The organism is Oceanirhabdus seepicola, assembly GCF_023684385.1.
Taxonomy (GTDB): Bacteria; Bacillota; Clostridia; order Clostridiales; family Clostridiaceae; genus Oceanirhabdus; species Oceanirhabdus seepicola.
Window position 1 is genome coordinate 279191 of record NZ_JAGSOJ010000002.1, and the last position, 18360, is coordinate 297550.

An 18360-nucleotide genomic window follows, 5' to 3' on the forward strand; every position below is an offset into this window, starting at 1 on the left:
TGTTTTATGGACAGTATATTTAAGAATAAGAAGTATGTGCCCGTATTAGCTTTAGTAGCATGTATCTTGTGGGGAAGTGCTTTCCCAGTATTGAAGATAAGCTATGGAGAGTTGAATATGGCTCCGATGGATTACAATAGTAAGATTGTATTTGCCGGTATGAGATTTTTCTTAGCATCAATGTTTTTATTCTTGATGACTATTTTTATATTTAAGAAAAGTATTAAGATAACCATGAAAGATTTTGGATATCTATTTGTTCTGGGTTTATTACAAACATCATTGCAATATTTTTTCTTTTATAATGGACTTGCGAACACAAGTGGAATGAAAGGCGCAATATTATCTTCATCCGGTACATTCATTGTGGTCATAATGGCACATTTTATTTATAAGAATGACAAGCTTACTACAGAGAAAATCATAGGGCTAGTTACAGGACTTATAGGCATAATATTAGTAAATTGGGGCAGAGACTTAAACTTTGATTTCAAATTCAATGGTGAAGGATTCCTTATAATAGCTGCATTTGTAAGTTCGTTTGGTACTTTTTTAGCTAAGAAACTATCTACTGAATTACATCCATTTGTGGTAACATCATGGCAAATGTTTTTAGGAGCTACAATGTTATTGATATATGGAGTACCTAAGATGCAAGAGGGAGCGTTGAAGTTTACTCCACTTGCCACAGGATTATTTATATATGCAGCTTTACTTTCGGCAATAGCCTTTGCTATATGGTATTCTTTATTGAAATATAACAAAGCGGGAGAGGTTTCAATGTACAAATTTATGGTTCCTGTTTCTGGAAGTATACTTTCCATAATATTTTTAGGGGAAAATAATATAACTTTAAATGTTATATGTGCATTGTTATTTGTAGCATCAGGAATAATATTGATTAATAAGAAACCTATAAGTAGAGAAAAATAGAAAATAATTTTTAAAAGTAACAAATAAAATTTGTTGTACTAAATGATGAAAAATGTTAAAATATCAGAGCTGTATTACATAAAAAGACAAAATGTGAATATGCTTATTTGAGGTGAAAGTATGGAAAAGTTGAATAACAATAAAGAATTAAAAGATTATATATTAATATTAATAGGTACAACTATTTTGGCTTTAGGAATTAATTTATTTCTTGCACCGTCTAAATTAGTAACTGGAGGGGTGACTGGTGTAGCTATAATGGTTGAGTATTTAAGTAAGACATATTTAAATGTGGCTATCCCAATTTGGTTAACTAACTTTGCGATAAATATTCCGTTATTTGCTATAGCTATTAAACAAAGAGGAATATCATTTGGAAAAAAATCATTATTTTCAGCAATATACCTAAGTATCGCCCTTTGGTATACAGCCTTTATTCCGAATCCATTTTCCGCTGAAAGTGACTTGTTATTAGCTGCTATATTTGGAGGAGCGCTTATTGGAGTAGGTTTAGGATTGGTTCTTAGGGCATCTGCTACAACTGGTGGTACGGATATGTTAGCAACTATAATAAAATATAAGTATGAGAAATTTCCAATATCAAAGTTAATGATGGTTGTTGATTCAAGTATAATTATTATGGGATTTTTCATATTTGGAGCAAGAAAGGCAATGTATGCAGTAATATGTGTATATGTTGTTACTAAGGTTGTGAATAGTTTACTAGAAGGTATGCATTTTGCTATAGCTGCATTTATTATTTCTGATAAGAGTGATGAGATTGCACGAGAACTTTTAGAAAACGTAAAAAGAGGAGCTACTGGGATAAAAGCAAAAGGAATGTATACTAAGAAAGATAAAGATATGTTATTTGTAGTAGTATCTAAAAAAGAGATACATTCAGTGAGACAGGTTGTTAAAAATATTGATGAGAAAGCCTTTATTACAATTACTAATGTTAGAGAAGTTTTAGGGGAAGGATTCATTGAAGATACGAATACTCTAGTTTAATCTAATTTAAAATTGATAAAAAATAGGAAAAATGTAAAGCGAGTCTTTACATTTTTTTTGTTATATTTCTTATAAAAACAACATATAATGGTATTTACTATTAAAGCGAAGTGTTGTATTATATCAATGGGATATATCGGATATATATGAAGATATATGAATGAAAACTTAGGAAATTTTGAAAAAGTGGGGTTAAAATGAGTATTGATTTGAAGGAGTTTTTATTTTTAAATAGTAAAGATATTTTTGATAATACTAGAAGTGGATGGACAAAAGATAAGGGACTAAAATGGAATATAGAAGAAGTACTTGAAAAAATAAAAAGCGATACAGATATGAATGTGTTTTTGGAAATAATACTAGATGATTTTCTGAGAAGGTTGTTGAATATTAAAAATGAATCAAAAAATGAAATAATCTATGAAGAAGTCATTTTTGCTTTTAAATGTTTAAAAAAAGAGACTTTTAAAATTATAGAAAACAAAGAAATCGATTTGCAAGAAAAAATGAAATTAATTATGGACTTCAATGAATTAGCTGATAATTTAGAACTGCTCATGATAAAAAAATTTGATAATGGTAAAACAGCATATTTGAATTTTGAAACTATTACTAAAATTGGGGATGCCAGTGTAATTCTTTCTGTGAATGATGAAATTATTTATGCTAATGAAGTTGCTAATAAAATGTTTGAATATACAACAAGCCAATTAAAAAGTGAGAAACGTGAGGATTTTTTCAAAATAATAAATAATATAGATATACCTAAAAATGATTTTGTTGAAGAAATATTTGAAGGGCAAGTTAAAAGAGATGATGAAATTGAAAAATGGATAGAATTTAGAATTGGTAAAATTGAACTTGAAAAACGTAATATAGAAGTCGCGATTGGTCAAGATGTATCAGCAAGAAAAGTAATGGAAGAAAAGCTGAAAGAAAGTGAAGAACGTTACAAGCTACTATTTGAGGTTATGCCTGATCCACTATATGCTTATGGGGAAGATGGAATTGTATTTGCTAATAATGCAGCCTTAAAAATGTTTGGTTATAATAAGTTTGAAGAAATACAAAATAAAAATTTGAATGAACTATGGTCTATATTACCAGAGTATCAAAGTAAATATCAGCAACAAATGGATAAGTTGAAAAGGATTGGAAAAATATCTGGGTTGGAGAAAAAGTGTATACGGAAGATTGATAACAAATTATTAGAACTAGAAACTACAGCAGTTTCGTACTTTATTGGAGGAGGGAAATTCGTAATAAACATTAGTCGGGATATTGCCGAGAGAAATAAAGTAAGATTGCTTAAAGAGGGAGTTAGAGAAAAGACTCTGAAATTGGTAGAAGCTAAAAAATATGACGAATTAAAAAATGAATTTTTAGCAAATATATCTCATGAATTTAGAACACCAATAAACATTATTATGACTGCAATGAAACTTGTAGAAACATTATTTAATGAAGATAAGTTAAATAAAGATGATTTAAAAAGATATACATACTTATCAAAGCAGAACTGCTTTAGGTTAATTAAATTGGTTGATAATATATTGGATATGACCAAAATTGATGCAGGTCATATGTTATTGGATTTAAAGAAAAGAAATATAGTAGAATTTATTGAAGATGTTACGATATCAGTAAGAGAGTATATTGCTAGTAAGAATCTAAAATTAATATTTGATACTAATGTGGAAGAGAGAATGATGCTCTTTGATATGAGTATTGTGGAGAGAATTATACTGAATTTATTATCTAATGCAGCTAAATACACCAATGCTGGTGGCGAGATTAACGTAAATATAATTGATACAAATAATAAAATTATTATTGAAGTTGAAGATAATGGAATAGGAATACCAAAGGATAAACAAAAAGTAATATTTGATAGATTTGTGCAAGTTGATAAAACCTTATCAAGGAATAAAGAGGGGAGCGGGATAGGATTATCCCTAGTGAGAGAATTAGTAGAACTTCATAAAGGAAATATAAAAGTTATAAGTGAAGAAGGAATCGGAACAAAATTTATTATAGAGTTACCAATTGATGATAAAGAATTAAATGATCTATTTGATAACTCATTACATGTAAATAGAGCTTCAAGGAGTTTAATTGAATCAATAGATATACAATTTTCAGATATTTATGCTCAATGGTAAGCACTTGCTGCGCGTAGCTAAAAGGATTACTCGTTTCATTTTGAATGAAAAATTGTACTTGAAATAGAATAATTTATATTAAAGATAAAAGAAAGATGTTGGTGATTGTTTTAATATATCACCAACTTTTTTGATACTAAAAATTTTAGTTATTAAGAAAATATATTTTTATTTCAAATACAACATTTTATCTTAAGATAAAATGAGTAAAATTCTATTCTTCTAAAGAACAATAAAATGTAGCTTCTCACACGAGTGAGAAGAATCCATCATTCTCCATTCTCCATTCTACATTATCAATTATCCATTTGTTTCAAGTTTTATTAAACAAAAATTTTTCAACATCCACATGTATTTTTTTGTTCTTAAATTTATATTTAAGGGTTATAGTTGGAGTGCTTGTCTCATAAATTAAGATATAAGGCAAGGTCAAATAAATAACAAGTCAGTATACTTCGCATCTTTGACTTGGTATTTATTTTCACATGCCAAACAATACACATGGGGGAGAAAAAAATAATTAATAAGATATGGTTCAGTTTAATTGTGCTAGGAATATTATGTACATTTTTGACCGGAACCACACAAATAACCATTGATGCAATAACAGTTTCAGCAAAATCTACTATTGAACTTATAATTGCATTAACTGGATTCTTGTGTTTTTGGAATGGAATGCTTAATATTGCTGAAAAAAGTGGATTAACCAAAAGTATTGCAAAGTTACTTAAACCAATATTGATGTTTTTATTTAAAAAAGAAGGCAGAGAGGAAAAAGCATTAGGAGCAATTGTTATGAATCTCACTTCTAATATGTTTGGAATATCTAATGCAGCAACACCTTTTGGAATAAAAGCTATGGAAGAAATGCAAAAACATAATCCTATAAAAGATAGGGCTACAAATGATATGGTTTTATTCTTAGTGATGAATGCAGCATGTATTCAAATAATACCTACAACGATAATATCTATTAGAAGTGCAGCCTCCTCAACAAATCCAACCTTCATTATATTACCAGCTATTTTATCAACATCTATCGCAGCTTTGGTGGGAATTGGTAGTTGTAAAATTTTGGAAAGGTATTTTTAAATATAAAATATGAAAGGGTTAATGTTATTTATTCCAGTCTTTATATTATTCATTCTTATATATGGAATAATAAAAGGAGTTAAAGTTTATGAGGCTTTTGTTGAAGGTGCAAGAGATGGATTGAAAATTGCATATAGAATATTTCCATATTTATTAGCTATGATTTTTGCTGTAACTTTAGTTAGAACATCAGGAATGATGAATATCATTGAGAAGATACTGTCGCCATTTACATACATTTTAGGTATACCTAAAGAAATAATGCCTTTAGTTTTAATAAAACCAATATCGGGAAGTGGGGCATTAGGCACCCTTACAGAAATAATTAATACTTTTGGAGTAGACTCATATATTGGCATATGTGCGGCTGTTGTAATGGGAACAACGGAGACTATTTTTTATACAATTTCAATATATTTTGGGTCAATTAAAATAAAGAAAATAAGACATACACTATGGGCAGCTTTGTTAGCGGATATTGCAGCTATTATTGCAGCTGTGAATATAGTAAAGTTATTCCTAAAATAAGTGAGGTTAAGGCGGAATTTTCAGAAAAAGGAAAGGTTCGACATGAATTACCTTTATTTTTCTTTTGTTAATTTGTATAATTAAAGAGGGGGGGTGATTCGGTGCATGTTTTGGGCGTTGGAGAAAGATTGAAACATTACAGAAAAATATTGGGGATATCTCAAAAGGAATTGGCTGATAATAAGGTATCATCAAATCTTATTAGCCTTATAGAACGGGGGAGAGTGCCGTTATCTACAGTTACAGCAAGTATATTGGTACACAATTTAAATAAGATATCAAATGAAAAAAACATGTCCTTAAATTTATCAATAAGAGATTTGATGATGTCCGATAAAGAGTATATTATAAAATTATGTGATGAAAGAATCAAGAGAGTGAAAAGCAACAAGGAAATTAAAGAGGTGTACAATGAAGTAATCCAAATGATTGGTAATGTATCTGATTCTGATTTGAATACAGAGGTTGAGAAACATTTTGGGGAATTATTTTTTAATAATGGTGAATATATGGATTCAATAGTACACTTTGAAAATTGTATTTCTAATGGTTTAGAAAAAAATGATGAAAAACTTGCAGACGTATATTATTTCTTAGGTAAATGTTATTATATAGAGGGTAATCAAGAACAGGCTATAGAGGTACTTTTAGAAGCCCATAGAATAATCAAACAAGCTCAATTAAATAGAGAATATTATTATGATTTGATTCACACATTAACATTGGCAAGCTATAAAGAAAATCAATATCCTATGGCTAAAGAATTTGTTGATTTATGTATAGAGTTTCTTGAAAATGAACCAAATTCCCATAGAAAAAAGAATGTTTATATACTTAAAGCTGAAATATGTATGAAATTGAATGAAAATGACAAAGCATTGGAAATATATAAAAATGTAATTCAAGGTTCAGAAGATATAGATATCATAAGAAATGAGGTCAAGTTAGCATTAGATCAGAAATCTTTTAGTAATAAAGAAACTGATAAATCATTTATTTCTTTAGTCAAGAGTCTGAAATTTTCACATAATGATATGAATAAACTCTTTAAGAATAATTTTATTGATGAAAAATATTCATGTGAAAAAGATGATTTTCTGTATCAGAATAGAAGCAAAATTATAAAAGCATTTATTGAAGATATTCATATTTCAGATAATGAACATAAGAAATCAATACTTATAATATTAGATATATTAGATAGTTATATGGACAATGGCGAATTTGATAAGATAAGAGATGCGGCAAATATAGTACGGGAAAAGATAAAATAGAATATGTTGACAAAGTTACGATATATTGTTCTTAATCTGTTTTTGTTTTTAGAATGTCAGGCGGTTTAAAAAGTTCAAGATCAAAGAGCTAGGCGAAGGAACAGCGAAGTGTATAGATAAATACTTGAGTAGCGAAGAGAGCCTTAGTGACGTCGATAGTGGGCTTTTTAAACAGTCTGATGAACCTCCTATAGTATAGGAGGTTCATTTTTTAATGTAGATCCTTACAATTATAAAGTAATCTTTCTACTTTGTCTTTGAATCTTCCCAAAGACTTTTTACTATAATCAGATGAATTAACTTCCAAGACTGCATTTTTTAAACCGTCAATTAAAAATGTATACATAGCTTTATAATTGATATCTTCTTCCTTAATGGTATTTTCATTTTTTTTCATAGTGTTCACCTCATTTTACTTCATTACACTTCTAAAATATGCTAATATTCTATAGTTGTGAAACATATGGGAGGTTAATTCAATTTAAGGCATATTTAAATAAATAACTATTCATATGATAAGGAAGTATTGTATCAATGAATTTGTAAAAAATACAGTTTCAAATGGTGAATTTTTGGGTATTTTATAATTCTTATAGTATTAGTAATATAGTATACTAAAGATAATAAAGAAGAAATATCAAAGAACAGAAAAGAAATTTTGTTCTTTATTCTCTATTCTTTATTCGTTCAATAATATAATATTACTTTTGAATTTCTTTAGTAAAAAAAGTTTTAAAATAAAAAATTTATTATAATTAATGGGGAGGTAAATATGGGGAAAATTGAGAAGAATAAGGTTATATTAGCAGATTTGGCACTATTGATAGTAGCTGCCGTATGGGGAGGGGGATTTGTTGCTGTAAAGGATGCATTAGACAGCACATCACCATACTTCATTATGACAATGAGGTTCGCCATTGCTACATTGTTTATGGGAATTTTCTTTTGGAAAAAAATAAAGAAGATTGATAAGGAGAGTCTTAAGGCAGGTATAATAATAGGAATAATATTATTTTTGGCATTTGCTTTTCAGACAATAGGATTACAATACACAACAGCTAGTAAACAATCATTTGTTACAGCAGTCTATGTAGTTATGGTTCCGTTTTTATATTGGATAGTTACAAAAAAGAGACCTAAAGTCTATAATATTTTAGCTGCATTTTTGTGTTTAGGAGGAATTTGGTTTCTTACTTTGAGCGGAGAAGCAACAGTAGGGGAAAGTTTTATAAATAAAGGGGATAGCCTAACCTTAATTTGTGCATTGCTTTTTGCAGCGCATATAGTAGCAGTTGGACATTACGCACAAAAGCATGATCCTATTATTCTAACAGTTATTCAATTAGGAGTAAGTGGTATTCTATCATTTATATGCATGATTCTATTAAAGCAAACACCTACACAACTTGGTAAGGAAGCAATGATACCTATTTTGTATTTAGCAGTATTAAGTACATTTTTGGCATTCTTGATTCAAAATGTAGCACAGAAGTATACTTATTCAACACATGCAGCTTTAATAATGTGTTTAGAGGCATTATTTGGCGCAATATTTGCTGTTATAATATTGAATGAAGCACTGACAGTGAAAATGATAATAGGATGTGTTTTAATCTTTGTTTCAATATTAATATCAGAACTAGGAACCAAGTTCTTAACTTTGAATAAAAACAAAAAAATGGCCAATACTATTGACAGATAGATGGTATTGTAATATCATAAAAATCAAGTTTAATAAAAAAGGTTGCGATGAAGAGAAGAGTAGTAGATGAAAATATTAAAAGAGAGTCAGGGTAGGTGAAAGCTGACAATATGGAAGTCTATGAACATGGCCTCAGAGCATATCTATTGAAAAATGAGTAGATAGATACGGGTTTGCAAACGTTAAAATGCAAAGTAACTTTAAACAGTCTTAAGTTACTTATTAAGGTTCTTGTTGTGAGATAAGGATGAATTAGAGTGGTAACGCATATTATATGCCTCTAAGCGGAATGCTTAGAGGCTTCTTTTATTTGAAAAATAAAAGAAAATGTATAATTGATAATGGAGAATGGATAATGAGTGACATTTCTCTTCGAGAAATTATAATTTTATGTTGTTTCTTTGATAATTAAAGGTAACTCATTTCTTTTAAAAGTTTTTCATCTCAATTATGTTTTTTATCTAACGCTGTGAGCACATTTATTTGTTTAATAAAATTTTTATATAACGGGAGGAATAGAAAATGGATAAGAAAACTTATTATATTACTACACCGATTTACTATCCATCAGCAAAATTACATATAGGTAATACATACACAACTGTAGCGGCAGATGCTGTTGCTAGATTTAAAAGATTAACAGGTTATGATGTTATGTTCCTTACAGGAAGTGATGAACATGGACAAAAAATTCAGAGAATAGCAGAAGAAAAAGGGATTACTCCAAAGGCATATGTTGATGAGATTGTTGATGGAATCAAGGAACTTTGGAAGCTTATGGATATAAAGTATGATAAATTTATTAGAACAACAGATGAATACCATGAGGAGTCTGTAAAAAAGATATTCAAGAAGCTTTATGATCAAGGAGATATTTATAAGGATGCATATGAAGGGTGGTATTGTACACCGTGTGAGTCATTCTGGACAGATACTCAATTAAATGATGGCAAATGTCCAGATTGTGGTAGAGTTGTTGAGAAGGCTAAAGAAGAAGCTTATTTCTTTAAGATGTCTAAGTATGCAGATAGATTAATTGAATATATTGAGACACATCCAGAGTTTATTCAACCTGAGTCAAGAAAAAATGAAATGTTAAATAACTTCTTAAGACCAGGACTACAAGACCTTTGCGTATCTAGAACTAGTTTTGACTGGGGAGTGCCAGTAGAATTTGATCCAGGGCATGTTGTTTATGTTTGGATTGATGCTCTTTCAAACTATATAACGGCTTTAGGATATGAGAATAATGATTGTGATTTAATGGATAAATATTGGCCTGCAAATGTACATTTAATAGGTAAAGATATATTAAGATTCCATACAATTTATTGGCCAATTATGCTTATGGCATTAGACATAGAGCTTCCTAAACAAGTATTTGGTCATGGTTGGTTAATGCTAGAAGGCGGGAAAATGTCTAAATCTAAAGGAAACATTGTAGACCCAGAAGTATTAGTTAATCATTTTGGTGTAGATGCAGTAAGATATTACCTTCTTCATGAAATACCATTTGGTTCAGATGGTATATTCAGCAATGAGATATTCATCAAAAAGACTAACTCAGATTTAGCAAACGACCTTGGAAACTTACTTTCAAGAACAGTTACTATGATTGAAAAATATTTTGGTGGTGAAATACCTGCACCAGTAGAAAAAGCACCAGTGGATGATGAATTAATAACTCTTGCACTTGAGACTCCTAAAAAAGTTGAGGAAGCAATTGATAATTTAAGAATTCCAGGAGCACTTGATCATATTTGGACTTTAATTAGAAGAACCAACAAATATATTGATGAAACAACTCCATGGATACTTGGTAAAGATGAAAGTAAAAAAGATAGATTAGCTACAGTTCTTTATAATCTTACTGAATCATTAAGATTTACTTCAGTATTGTTATCATCTTTCTTAACCAAGACAAGTGAAAGTATAAATGAACAACTTAATGTGGAATATACTGCTTGGGATAGTTTAGCATCATTCGATGGAACTAAAGCAGGAACAAAGGTAGAGAAAAAAGGTGTAATATTCCCTAGAATAGACGTTGAAAAGAAGATGGAAGAGCTAACTAAGATTGCTGAAGAACAAAAAAAATTAGCAGAAGTAGCTAACAAAGCAGAAGAAAAACAAGAGATGCTTCCATTAAAAGAAGAAATAACAATTGATGATTTCGATAAAGTTGATTTAAGATTGGCTAAGGTTTTAGAATGTGAACCCGTTAAGAAGACTAAAAAATTATTAAAATTCCAGTTAGATGTGGGTGGAGAAAAGAGACAGGTAATTTCAGGAATAGCACAACATTACAAGCCAGAAGAGCTTATAGGTAAATATGTTGTGGTTGTTGCTAACTTGAAACCAGTAAAACTAAGAGGAGAGCTATCAGAAGGCATGATATTGAGTGCAGCTACTAATGACGATAGTAAGTTATTAACAGTAACGATAGATGGTGAACTTCCTACAGGAAGTATGATAAAATAAAATAATATTCCATTAAGAACAGTTTAAGTAAGAGTGTGAATAACTTACATGAAACTGTTCTTTTCGGTTAACCGTATATATAAAAGGACCAAATATTTGTGAGATCTTAAGGGTTAATACATTTGTTAAATTATATAATAAATTTCCAGAGAGATAACTTTTAAAGTTGAGAATGGAGAGTTGAGAGTTGAGAACGCTTGACATTTCACTCCGTGAAATTTTAATTTTATTGTTTCTTGAACAAAAGGTGTTTACTCGTTTCATTAAAAATGAAACATTGTACTTGAAATACGATATTTTATCACATGATAAAATGAGTAGAAAATATCTTGTTCTATAGAACAACAAGATATAGTTTCTGCCCTAAAGCAGAAACATCCTACGTTCTCCACTCTCCACTCACAACTCTCAACTTCTTTTAAAAGTATTTAATTTTAGCTGTTTTTTAGTTAATGAAAAATATATTTTTATTTTAGAATAAACTAATAATAGTGTTACAAGATTATTAAAAAAATGTATATTTTAGTCGAAAAGTTTGAAATTTCTCTTTATTCCTTTTATAATAGGTGTTTAGATAGAAAAAAAATGTGAAGGTGATATATATGAAAATATTATTAACTGGTTTGATAGGGGCACTTATAGGATATGTTACCAATTGGTTAGCAATAAAGATGCTTTTTAGACCATATAAAGAAGTAAGAATAATGGGAATAAAAGTACCATTCACACCGGGGTTAATTCCAAAAGAAAAAGCAAGAATTGCCAAAAGTGTTGGTAACGGTATAGGAGATCATTTATTAACAGAGGAGACCATACAGGAACATCTTTGTGGTGAAAAGGTTGATAATGCAATAAGAACCTGGATGAATATTAAAATTAAAGAATTGATAGAAAAAAAAGAAACATTAAAAACATTATTGAAGAAGATGATAGGAAAGAGATATGAGGGTTTAAAAGAATATGTGGTAAATCTTACTGTGGGTTATTCAAAAAAGGTTCTCGATAATGAAGAAACAAGAGCTAAGCTTTTTAAAATAATAAAAGGTGAGATTGAGAAATTGATTAGTATTAAGATTGAAGATATCATTAAACATGATTTATCAATTAAGTTTCAAGATTATGCTCTTAAAAAGATAAAGGGTATTAAAGAATCTGATGATATAAAAGTAACTATAAGTAATGCTATGGTTTCATTCATAAATGATGATATAAATACCTTAAAAAAATTGAATCAGATAATACCTGAGAGTACTCAAGAAACAATTTATTCGCTTGTAGAGAATAATAGAGAAGAGATATGTAGTAAAATAATAAATGCTCTTGAAAAAGAGTCTGTAAAAGAAGAAATAATTAGTAGTATAAATGATCTAGTTAATACAAAATTAAGTCCTATGATAGCTATGTTTGTGAAAGGTGAATCAATTTATCCTCTTATAATAAGTACATTAAATAGTTATTTAGAAGAAGATGAAAATAGAATGATGATTGTTGGTCTAGTAAATAATGAAATCAAAAACTTGTTGGATAATACAGTTGGAGAGATTGTAGAAAAATATGGTCAAGATAAAATAAAGAGTATAATCCACGAGGTTAGCAGCATATTACTGGATAATTTTATTAATAATGAGACAATTGATGATTTATTTAACAGATTCCTTAATTCTTTTGATAAAGATATAACTCTTAAAGAATTTGTTGAGAAGATAGATGAAGAAGCGTTAGAAAATATTGATAGATATATTGAAAAAATCTTTGAGAGTATTATTAAAAAAGTAGAAGAAAATAACTACATAGAAAAATCTGTGATAAAAATTATGGAGCTTATTGAGTCTATACATATAGGTGAGATACTTGAAAAGAACAATGGAATGGCTGAAGCAATAGAAATTGAAACTGTTGCTTTATATAAAGGATTTATGGAGAATAATTCAGCGAAAATTACTCAGATGATTGATATACCAGCAGTTGTTGAAGAGAAGATACATGAATTTGAAATGGCTGAGATGGAAGAAATAATACTAGAGATAGCTAGTAAAGAATTGAAAGCTATAACTTGGTTTGGAGCGCTACTTGGATTTGCAATGGGTGTTATCTCACAGGTTGTAGGAAGTATCTAAGAACTATGTAGGAGGAGAGTACATGATATTTGATTCACATGCACACTACGATGATGAAAAATTCGATCAGGATAGAGAATGTGTTATAAAAGAAATAAAAGAAAGTGGTGTAGTAGGAGTTCTTAACTGCGGTTCTTCAGTTAAGGGTATGAGAAGTTCAGTAGAACTTGCAAGAAAATATGATTTTTTCTATGCTGCAGTTGGGATACATCCAGAAAATGCTGATGAGTATAATCATGAAATTTTAAAAGAAATAGAAGAGTATACTCAAGATGATAAGGTGAAAGCTATAGGAGAAATAGGACTTGATTATTACTGGGAAGAAAACCCACCAAAGGATGTTCAGAAAAAAGTATTTAGAGAACAGATGGCATTGGCAGACAAGTTAAATATGCCAGTGGTAATTCATGATAGAGAAGCTCACAAAGATACATTAGAAATCATAAAAGAGTTTCCTAATGTAACTGGAGTAGTTCATTGTTTCTCTGGAAGTGTTGAATTTGCTAAAGAATGTGTAAAACTTGGATACTACATAGGAGTAACAGGTGTTGTAACATTTAAAAATTCAAAAAAATTAAAGGAAGTTGTGAAAGAAATACCTATGGATAGGTTATTAGTTGAAACTGATTGTCCTTACATGGCGCCATCACCAAATAGAGGAAAAAGAAATAAATCTGATTATATTAAATTCATAATTGAAGAAATAAGTTCTATTAAAGAAATATCTTATGATGAAGTGGAAAGAGTAACTAAAAAAAATATAGAAAATATGATTAAAATACCATAATTTGGAAACAATTATAATAAATAAAGAGTATTTATTGATATAAAAGGAGATTGTGGTGCATATATTTTAATATTGTTAGACACGCAATCCTTCAAAGAGAGGAACTGCCTATGCATATGATGCAAGAAGTGTGGCAGTGAAATTTTGTGCTCTTTAAGGAGGTAAAGCATGGGATTAAACGTATATAATAAAAAGGAGGAAATCTCCTTTAATTTCCCCAAAATATTGTTCGTTGGATTATTAGTTTTTAGCTTGATATTTACAATAGTATTGAGTTTTAAAAAGGAAGTAACTATAGTTATAGACAATGAAGAGAAAAAGATTGTGACATTTATGAGTAAAACAAATTCAATCCTGAAAAGTAGTGGAATAAAATTAAATAATAAAGATAAGATGTCTGTTGGATTAAACAGTAGCCTTCAAAATGGAGATTTAATAACCATTAAAAGAGCCGTAGATGTAAGTTTTAAAGCTGATGGCGAAGAGAAGGTGATTTTCACTGCAGAGGGAACAGTAAGAGAGTTTTTTAATGCGGAGGGGATTGAAATAGGTGAACTTGATAAAGTTACACCATCGCTAGATACAAAAGTTTATGAAGATATGACTATACAGGTTAAAAGGGTTGTTAAAGTTAAACAAGCTCAAAATTTACCAGTAGAGTATATTACGATTGAACAACCTAATGACAGGATGGTTAAAGGTGAACAAAAGCTTGTTAGCCAGGGTAGAATTGGTGAGAAAGAAGTTGTGAAAGAACTTACATTAGAAGACGGTGAGATTGTGGATCAAGTTATTTTAAAGGAAACAATCATGAAAGAATCTGTTAGCGAAGTGGTTGATGTTGGAACCTTAACTAAGATGGAAGTTCCTAATGGTGAAACAGTTTATTATTCATCAATAATTCAAGTTAGAGCTACTGCATATACTGCAGATGTGAATAGTCAAGGGGTCCCAGATGATCCGTATCTTGGAGCAACAGCAGTGGGTACAAGAGCAAAGAGAAATCCAAATGGAATGAGCACAATAGCTGTAGATCCAAGAGTAATTCCTTTAGGTACAAAGGTTTATGTAGAAGGATATGGTCTAGCAATAGCAGAGGATGTAGGTGGAGCTATTAAGGGCAATAAAATTGATGTTTATGTCCATAAATACTCTGATACTCTCAATTGGGGAGTTAGACATGTAAATGTCTATATTTTAGAAGATATTCAACGTTGATAAGTTTCACTTATCAAGAGTTGATAGGAAAAAACTAGAGCCATGCTCTAGTTTTTTTGTGTGTTTATGGTATTATATATAGATATGGATAAACTAGAGAATAAAGAAAAAAGAATAAAGAACAAATTTGGTTATTTTTATTCCTAATGTGAGAAAAAATGTATCATTAGTTGTTCTCTGTTCTTTGTCAATTGTTCTTTAAATAAATTTATAATACTTTAGAATTTCTTGAATAAAATAAGTTTTTAAATTTGAAATATATACAAATATTAGTATGTCGGAGGTTGAACTAAAATAGATGATTAGAGAAGTAATAGTAGTTGAAGGTCGTGACGATATAACAGCGGTAAAAAGAGCAGTAGATGCTGAGATGATTGCAGTAGGTGGATTTGGTATAAATGCTAAAGTTATCAATAAAATTCGAGAAGCGCAGAAGAGATGTGGAGTTATTGTACTTACGGATCCTGACTTTGCGGGAGATAAAATTAGAAAAATAATTTCAAAAAGAGTGCAAGGTATAAAGCATGCTTATATTTCTAGAGAAGATGGTACGAAAGATGATGATATTGGAGTAGAGAATGCAGAACCAGAAGTAATAATTGAAGCATTGAAAAAAGCTAAGTGTGAAATAAGCGATAAAAGAGAATACTTTAATATAGATGATATGATGTTCTTTAAACTCACAGCTGACCAAAAGGCTAAAGAGAGAAGAGAAAGATTAGGTAAAATACTAGGAATAGGATATTCAAATACGAATGGGTTTCTTACTAAGTTAAATAACTATGGAATAGAGAGAGAAGAATTTATTGAATCCATAAATAAAATGAACAAGGAGATGGAATATGGAGATATTATCTAGTGTAGATTTGGTAAAAAAATACGGATTTAAATTTACAAAGAGCTTGGGTCAGAACTTTTTAACAGATGATAGTGTACTGGATGCTATTGTAGAAGGCGCTGAAGTGGATAAAGATGACTTTGTTATTGAGATTGGTCCTGGAGTGGGAGTTTTGACTTGTAGATTGATAAATAAAGCTAAGAGTGTTTGTGCAATAGAATTAGATGATAAGTTGATTCCTATTTTAGAACAAGAGCTTGGAAGCTGTGAAAATTTTGAATTAATTCACGGTGATGCTTTAAAAGTGAACTTCAAGGAAATAATTGGGGATGAACAAAGTGTAAAAGTTGTTGCTAACCTTCCATACTATGTTACTACACCAATAATATCAAGGTTTTTAACTGAGGGATATAATTTTAAATCTCTTACAATAATGATACAAAAAGAAGTTGCTGAGAGAATCAATGGTGTACCAAGAACAAAGGCGTATGGAGCACTTTCAGTATTTGCACAATATTACTGTGATACAAGTATCGTAAAAAGAGTACCAGCAGGATGTTTTATACCACAACCAAAAGTTGATTCTATTGTAATAAAACTTGATAAATTAGAAAAGCCAAAGGTTGAAGTGGATGATGAAAAATTCTTCTTTAAAGTTGTTAAGCAAGCTTTCCAAATGAGAAGAAAGACTTTATGGAATTGCATGAAGGTTTTAGGATTAGAAAAGGAAAGACTAATAGAAGCATTTGAAGAGGCTAACATAGATATGAAAAGAAGAGGGGAAACTCTTAGTATTGAAGAGTTTGCTACATTAGCTAATTGTATTTATAAAAAAACTAAACTTTAAAAAATCTTAATGGAGAATGGAAAATTTACATTATACATTTGTTTCCAAAAGCACGGTTATCCGTGCTTTTTTTAGTGGTTTCATAAATGAAACCACTTTTTTTATTTTCTTTGTGATATTTTAAGAACCCTAATACATATAGTATAAAGAATAAGTTTAAATGTTTGGAGGTTCTTAAGTTGGCACCTAAAAAAAATTACAGTCGATATTTTATAATTTTGCAAGAAGATGAAAAAGGCTTCTCTCTTGATACGGAAAAAAGTCCTTCAGGTTATGTTAAATTAGAAAAGAAAAATAATAAGTGCAAAATTTCTTACTATGCACAGAACTTGAGTATGGAAAAACAACCGTATCATCTAATCTTAGTTTGTAATAAGAAAGACGTGAAAAGTTTATTGCCAATTACTAAAGTAATGGTTGATGAGCATGGTAGAATTGATTTAGTGAATGAGTATGACATGGATGACATCGCAAACATGCACATAGGTATGGATAAAATAATTGGAGCTGCTATAGCAAAGATAGTAGATGGTAATGTTGTTTCAATTATGGCGGGATTCACATCAGCTGAGATACCTAAGGAATGGAAAAACTACTCAATAATGAAAGATAAGAGAGAAGAGGAAACAGAAGAACAAAATATTTACGAACAATATGAAGAAAATATTGGAAATGACGATAGTGCACATAGTGACAGTGTAAAGGCTGACAGAGAAAATAATCACAAAGAAAATAATCACAAAGAAAATGATGACATTGAAAATGAACACAAAGAAAATGACGACATTGAAAATGACAACAATAAAAATAATGACATAAGATCACGTGATAAATGTAAAACAGATAAAAAACAAGATGATTACATGTGTGAATCAATTAATGAATTATCAAAACAATTAAACAAAGAAGAATTCCCACTTGGGATGATTGGAGATTTCTTTAAATCATTAGTAGAATGCTTTGAAAAAGAAGAGGATATCACAAAAGAATTAAAATATTGTAATTGGTATTCAGTAAAGATATCGTCAATAGACGATATGTATGATATGTCAGACTACGATAGGTATGCAGTTATATACCATCCAATGATGATGTATTATGCTTATATTCAAAAATATAACCATTTCTGTGTAGGATATAAATGCAATGAAAAAGGTAAATTACAATATATAATCTATGGTGTGCCGGGAGATAAGGCAAAAGAAGAGCAACCGTTTGGTGGAAAAACAGGATATGTAACATGGGTTTCTACAGAGAACAAACCTAATAATGGATACTGGTTAATGTTTTATGATGTAAGAAATTCCACAGTAGTTGTGCCAGTAAAGAAAAATAAATAATTAAAACTGCTCGCAAATGAGCAGTTTTAT

15 protein-coding genes and 1 other annotated feature are annotated in these 18360 nt (G+C 29.7%); of the genes, 14 read left to right on the forward strand and 1 reads right to left on the reverse strand.

Annotated elements, in window-relative coordinates; all coding sequences use genetic code 11:
* Positions 1–6: 6 nt before the first annotated feature.
* From KDK92_RS08985 to KDK92_RS09010, 6 genes are all read left to right on the forward strand, one after another.
* Positions 7–933 (forward strand): DMT family transporter, encoded by a 927-nt coding sequence (locus KDK92_RS08985; protein ID WP_250858902.1) that lies wholly within the window; start codon positions 7–9, stop codon positions 931–933.
* 120 nt (positions 934–1053) lie between these two features.
* Positions 1054–1944 carry a YitT family protein gene (locus KDK92_RS08990; protein ID WP_250858903.1) on the forward strand — a complete coding sequence of 297 codons (891 nt, stop codon included), beginning with the start codon at positions 1054–1056 and terminating at the stop codon, positions 1942–1944.
* Positions 1945–2141: 197 nt separating this feature from the next.
* A complete protein-coding gene (locus tag KDK92_RS08995; RefSeq protein ID WP_250858904.1) occupies positions 2142–4106 on the forward strand; it encodes a sensor histidine kinase in 1965 nt (654 codons plus the stop codon).
* A gap of 516 nt (positions 4107–4622) precedes the next feature.
* On the forward strand, positions 4623–5198 hold the full coding sequence (locus tag KDK92_RS09000) for a nucleoside recognition domain-containing protein (protein WP_250859906.1): 576 nt from the start codon (positions 4623–4625) through the stop codon (positions 5196–5198).
* Positions 5199–5207: 9 nt separating this feature from the next.
* Positions 5208–5726, forward strand: a complete 519-nt coding sequence (locus KDK92_RS09005; protein WP_250858905.1) for a spore maturation protein — start codon at positions 5208–5210, stop codon at positions 5724–5726.
* Positions 5727–5827: 101 nt separating this feature from the next.
* On the forward strand, positions 5828–7000 hold the full coding sequence (locus KDK92_RS09010; RefSeq protein ID WP_250858906.1) for a hypothetical protein: 1173 nt from the start codon (positions 5828–5830) through the stop codon (positions 6998–7000).
* 211 nt (positions 7001–7211) lie between these two features.
* Here KDK92_RS09010 and KDK92_RS09015 read toward each other — a convergent pair whose 3' ends face one another.
* Positions 7212–7406: a hypothetical protein gene (locus KDK92_RS09015; RefSeq protein WP_250858907.1), complete on the reverse strand. Its 195-nt coding sequence runs from the start codon at positions 7404–7406 to the stop codon at positions 7212–7214.
* A gap of 366 nt (positions 7407–7772) precedes the next feature.
* Between KDK92_RS09015 and KDK92_RS09020 the strand changes: the two genes are divergently transcribed.
* From KDK92_RS09020 to KDK92_RS09060, 8 genes are all read left to right on the forward strand, one after another.
* Positions 7773–8702: a DMT family transporter gene (locus KDK92_RS09020; RefSeq protein WP_250858908.1), complete on the forward strand. Its 930-nt coding sequence runs from the start codon at positions 7773–7775 to the stop codon at positions 8700–8702.
* 38 nt (positions 8703–8740) lie between these two features.
* Positions 8741–8987 (forward strand) — a binding site (T-box leader).
* 237 nt (positions 8988–9224) lie between these two features.
* Positions 9225–11183, forward strand: coding sequence for a methionine--tRNA ligase (gene metG / locus KDK92_RS09025; protein ID WP_250858909.1), 1959 nt, complete (start codon positions 9225–9227; stop codon positions 11181–11183).
* A gap of 602 nt (positions 11184–11785) precedes the next feature.
* The gene (locus KDK92_RS09030; protein WP_250858910.1) at positions 11786–13300 is read left to right on the forward strand and encodes a DUF445 family protein; all 1515 of its coding nucleotides are present in this window, start codon (positions 11786–11788) and stop codon (positions 13298–13300) included.
* A 22-nt stretch (positions 13301–13322) separates the two neighbouring features.
* The gene (locus tag KDK92_RS09035) at positions 13323–14087 is read left to right on the forward strand and encodes a TatD family hydrolase (RefSeq protein WP_250858911.1); all 765 of its coding nucleotides are present in this window, start codon (positions 13323–13325) and stop codon (positions 14085–14087) included.
* A gap of 168 nt (positions 14088–14255) precedes the next feature.
* The gene (locus KDK92_RS24525; protein WP_276575933.1) at positions 14256–15305 is read left to right on the forward strand and encodes a 3D domain-containing protein; all 1050 of its coding nucleotides are present in this window, start codon (positions 14256–14258) and stop codon (positions 15303–15305) included.
* 298 nt (positions 15306–15603) lie between these two features.
* Complete coding sequence (rnmV, locus tag KDK92_RS09050; RefSeq protein WP_250858912.1) at positions 15604–16164, forward strand: ribonuclease M5; 561 nt, start codon at positions 15604–15606, stop codon at positions 16162–16164.
* Positions 16148–16990 carry a 16S rRNA (adenine(1518)-N(6)/adenine(1519)-N(6))-dimethyltransferase RsmA gene (rsmA, locus tag KDK92_RS09055; protein ID WP_250858914.1) on the forward strand — a complete coding sequence of 281 codons (843 nt, stop codon included), beginning with the start codon at positions 16148–16150 and terminating at the stop codon, positions 16988–16990. Before rnmV ends, rsmA begins: the two co-directional genes overlap by 17 nt.
* A gap of 179 nt (positions 16991–17169) precedes the next feature.
* Complete coding sequence (locus KDK92_RS09060) at positions 17170–18330, forward strand: hypothetical protein (protein WP_250858915.1); 1161 nt, start codon at positions 17170–17172, stop codon at positions 18328–18330.
* Positions 18331–18360 lie beyond the last annotated feature (30 nt).

Excerpts from the sequence above, each read along its gene's own strand:
- KDK92_RS08985 (WP_250858902.1), top strand. The coding sequence starts at position 7 with ATGGACAGTATATTTAAGAATAAGAAGTATGTGCCCGTATTAGCTTTA.
- KDK92_RS08990 (WP_250858903.1), top strand. The coding sequence starts at position 1,054 with ATGGAAAAGTTGAATAACAATAAAGAATTAAAAGATTATATATTAATA.
- KDK92_RS08995 (WP_250858904.1), top strand. The coding sequence starts at position 2,142 with ATGAGTATTGATTTGAAGGAGTTTTTATTTTTAAATAGTAAAGATATT.
- KDK92_RS09005 (WP_250858905.1), top strand. The coding sequence starts at position 5,208 with ATGAAAGGGTTAATGTTATTTATTCCAGTCTTTATATTATTCATTCTT.
- KDK92_RS09020 (WP_250858908.1), top strand. The coding sequence starts at position 7,773 with ATGGGGAAAATTGAGAAGAATAAGGTTATATTAGCAGATTTGGCACTA.
- metG (WP_250858909.1), top strand. The coding sequence starts at position 9,225 with ATGGATAAGAAAACTTATTATATTACTACACCGATTTACTATCCATCA.
- KDK92_RS09030 (WP_250858910.1), top strand. The coding sequence starts at position 11,786 with ATGAAAATATTATTAACTGGTTTGATAGGGGCACTTATAGGATATGTT.
- KDK92_RS09035 (WP_250858911.1), top strand. The coding sequence starts at position 13,323 with ATGATATTTGATTCACATGCACACTACGATGATGAAAAATTCGATCAG.
- KDK92_RS24525 (WP_276575933.1), top strand. The coding sequence starts at position 14,256 with ATGGGATTAAACGTATATAATAAAAAGGAGGAAATCTCCTTTAATTTC.
- rnmV (WP_250858912.1), top strand. The coding sequence starts at position 15,604 with ATGATTAGAGAAGTAATAGTAGTTGAAGGTCGTGACGATATAACAGCG.
- rsmA (WP_250858914.1), top strand. The coding sequence starts at position 16,148 with ATGGAGATATTATCTAGTGTAGATTTGGTAAAAAAATACGGATTTAAA.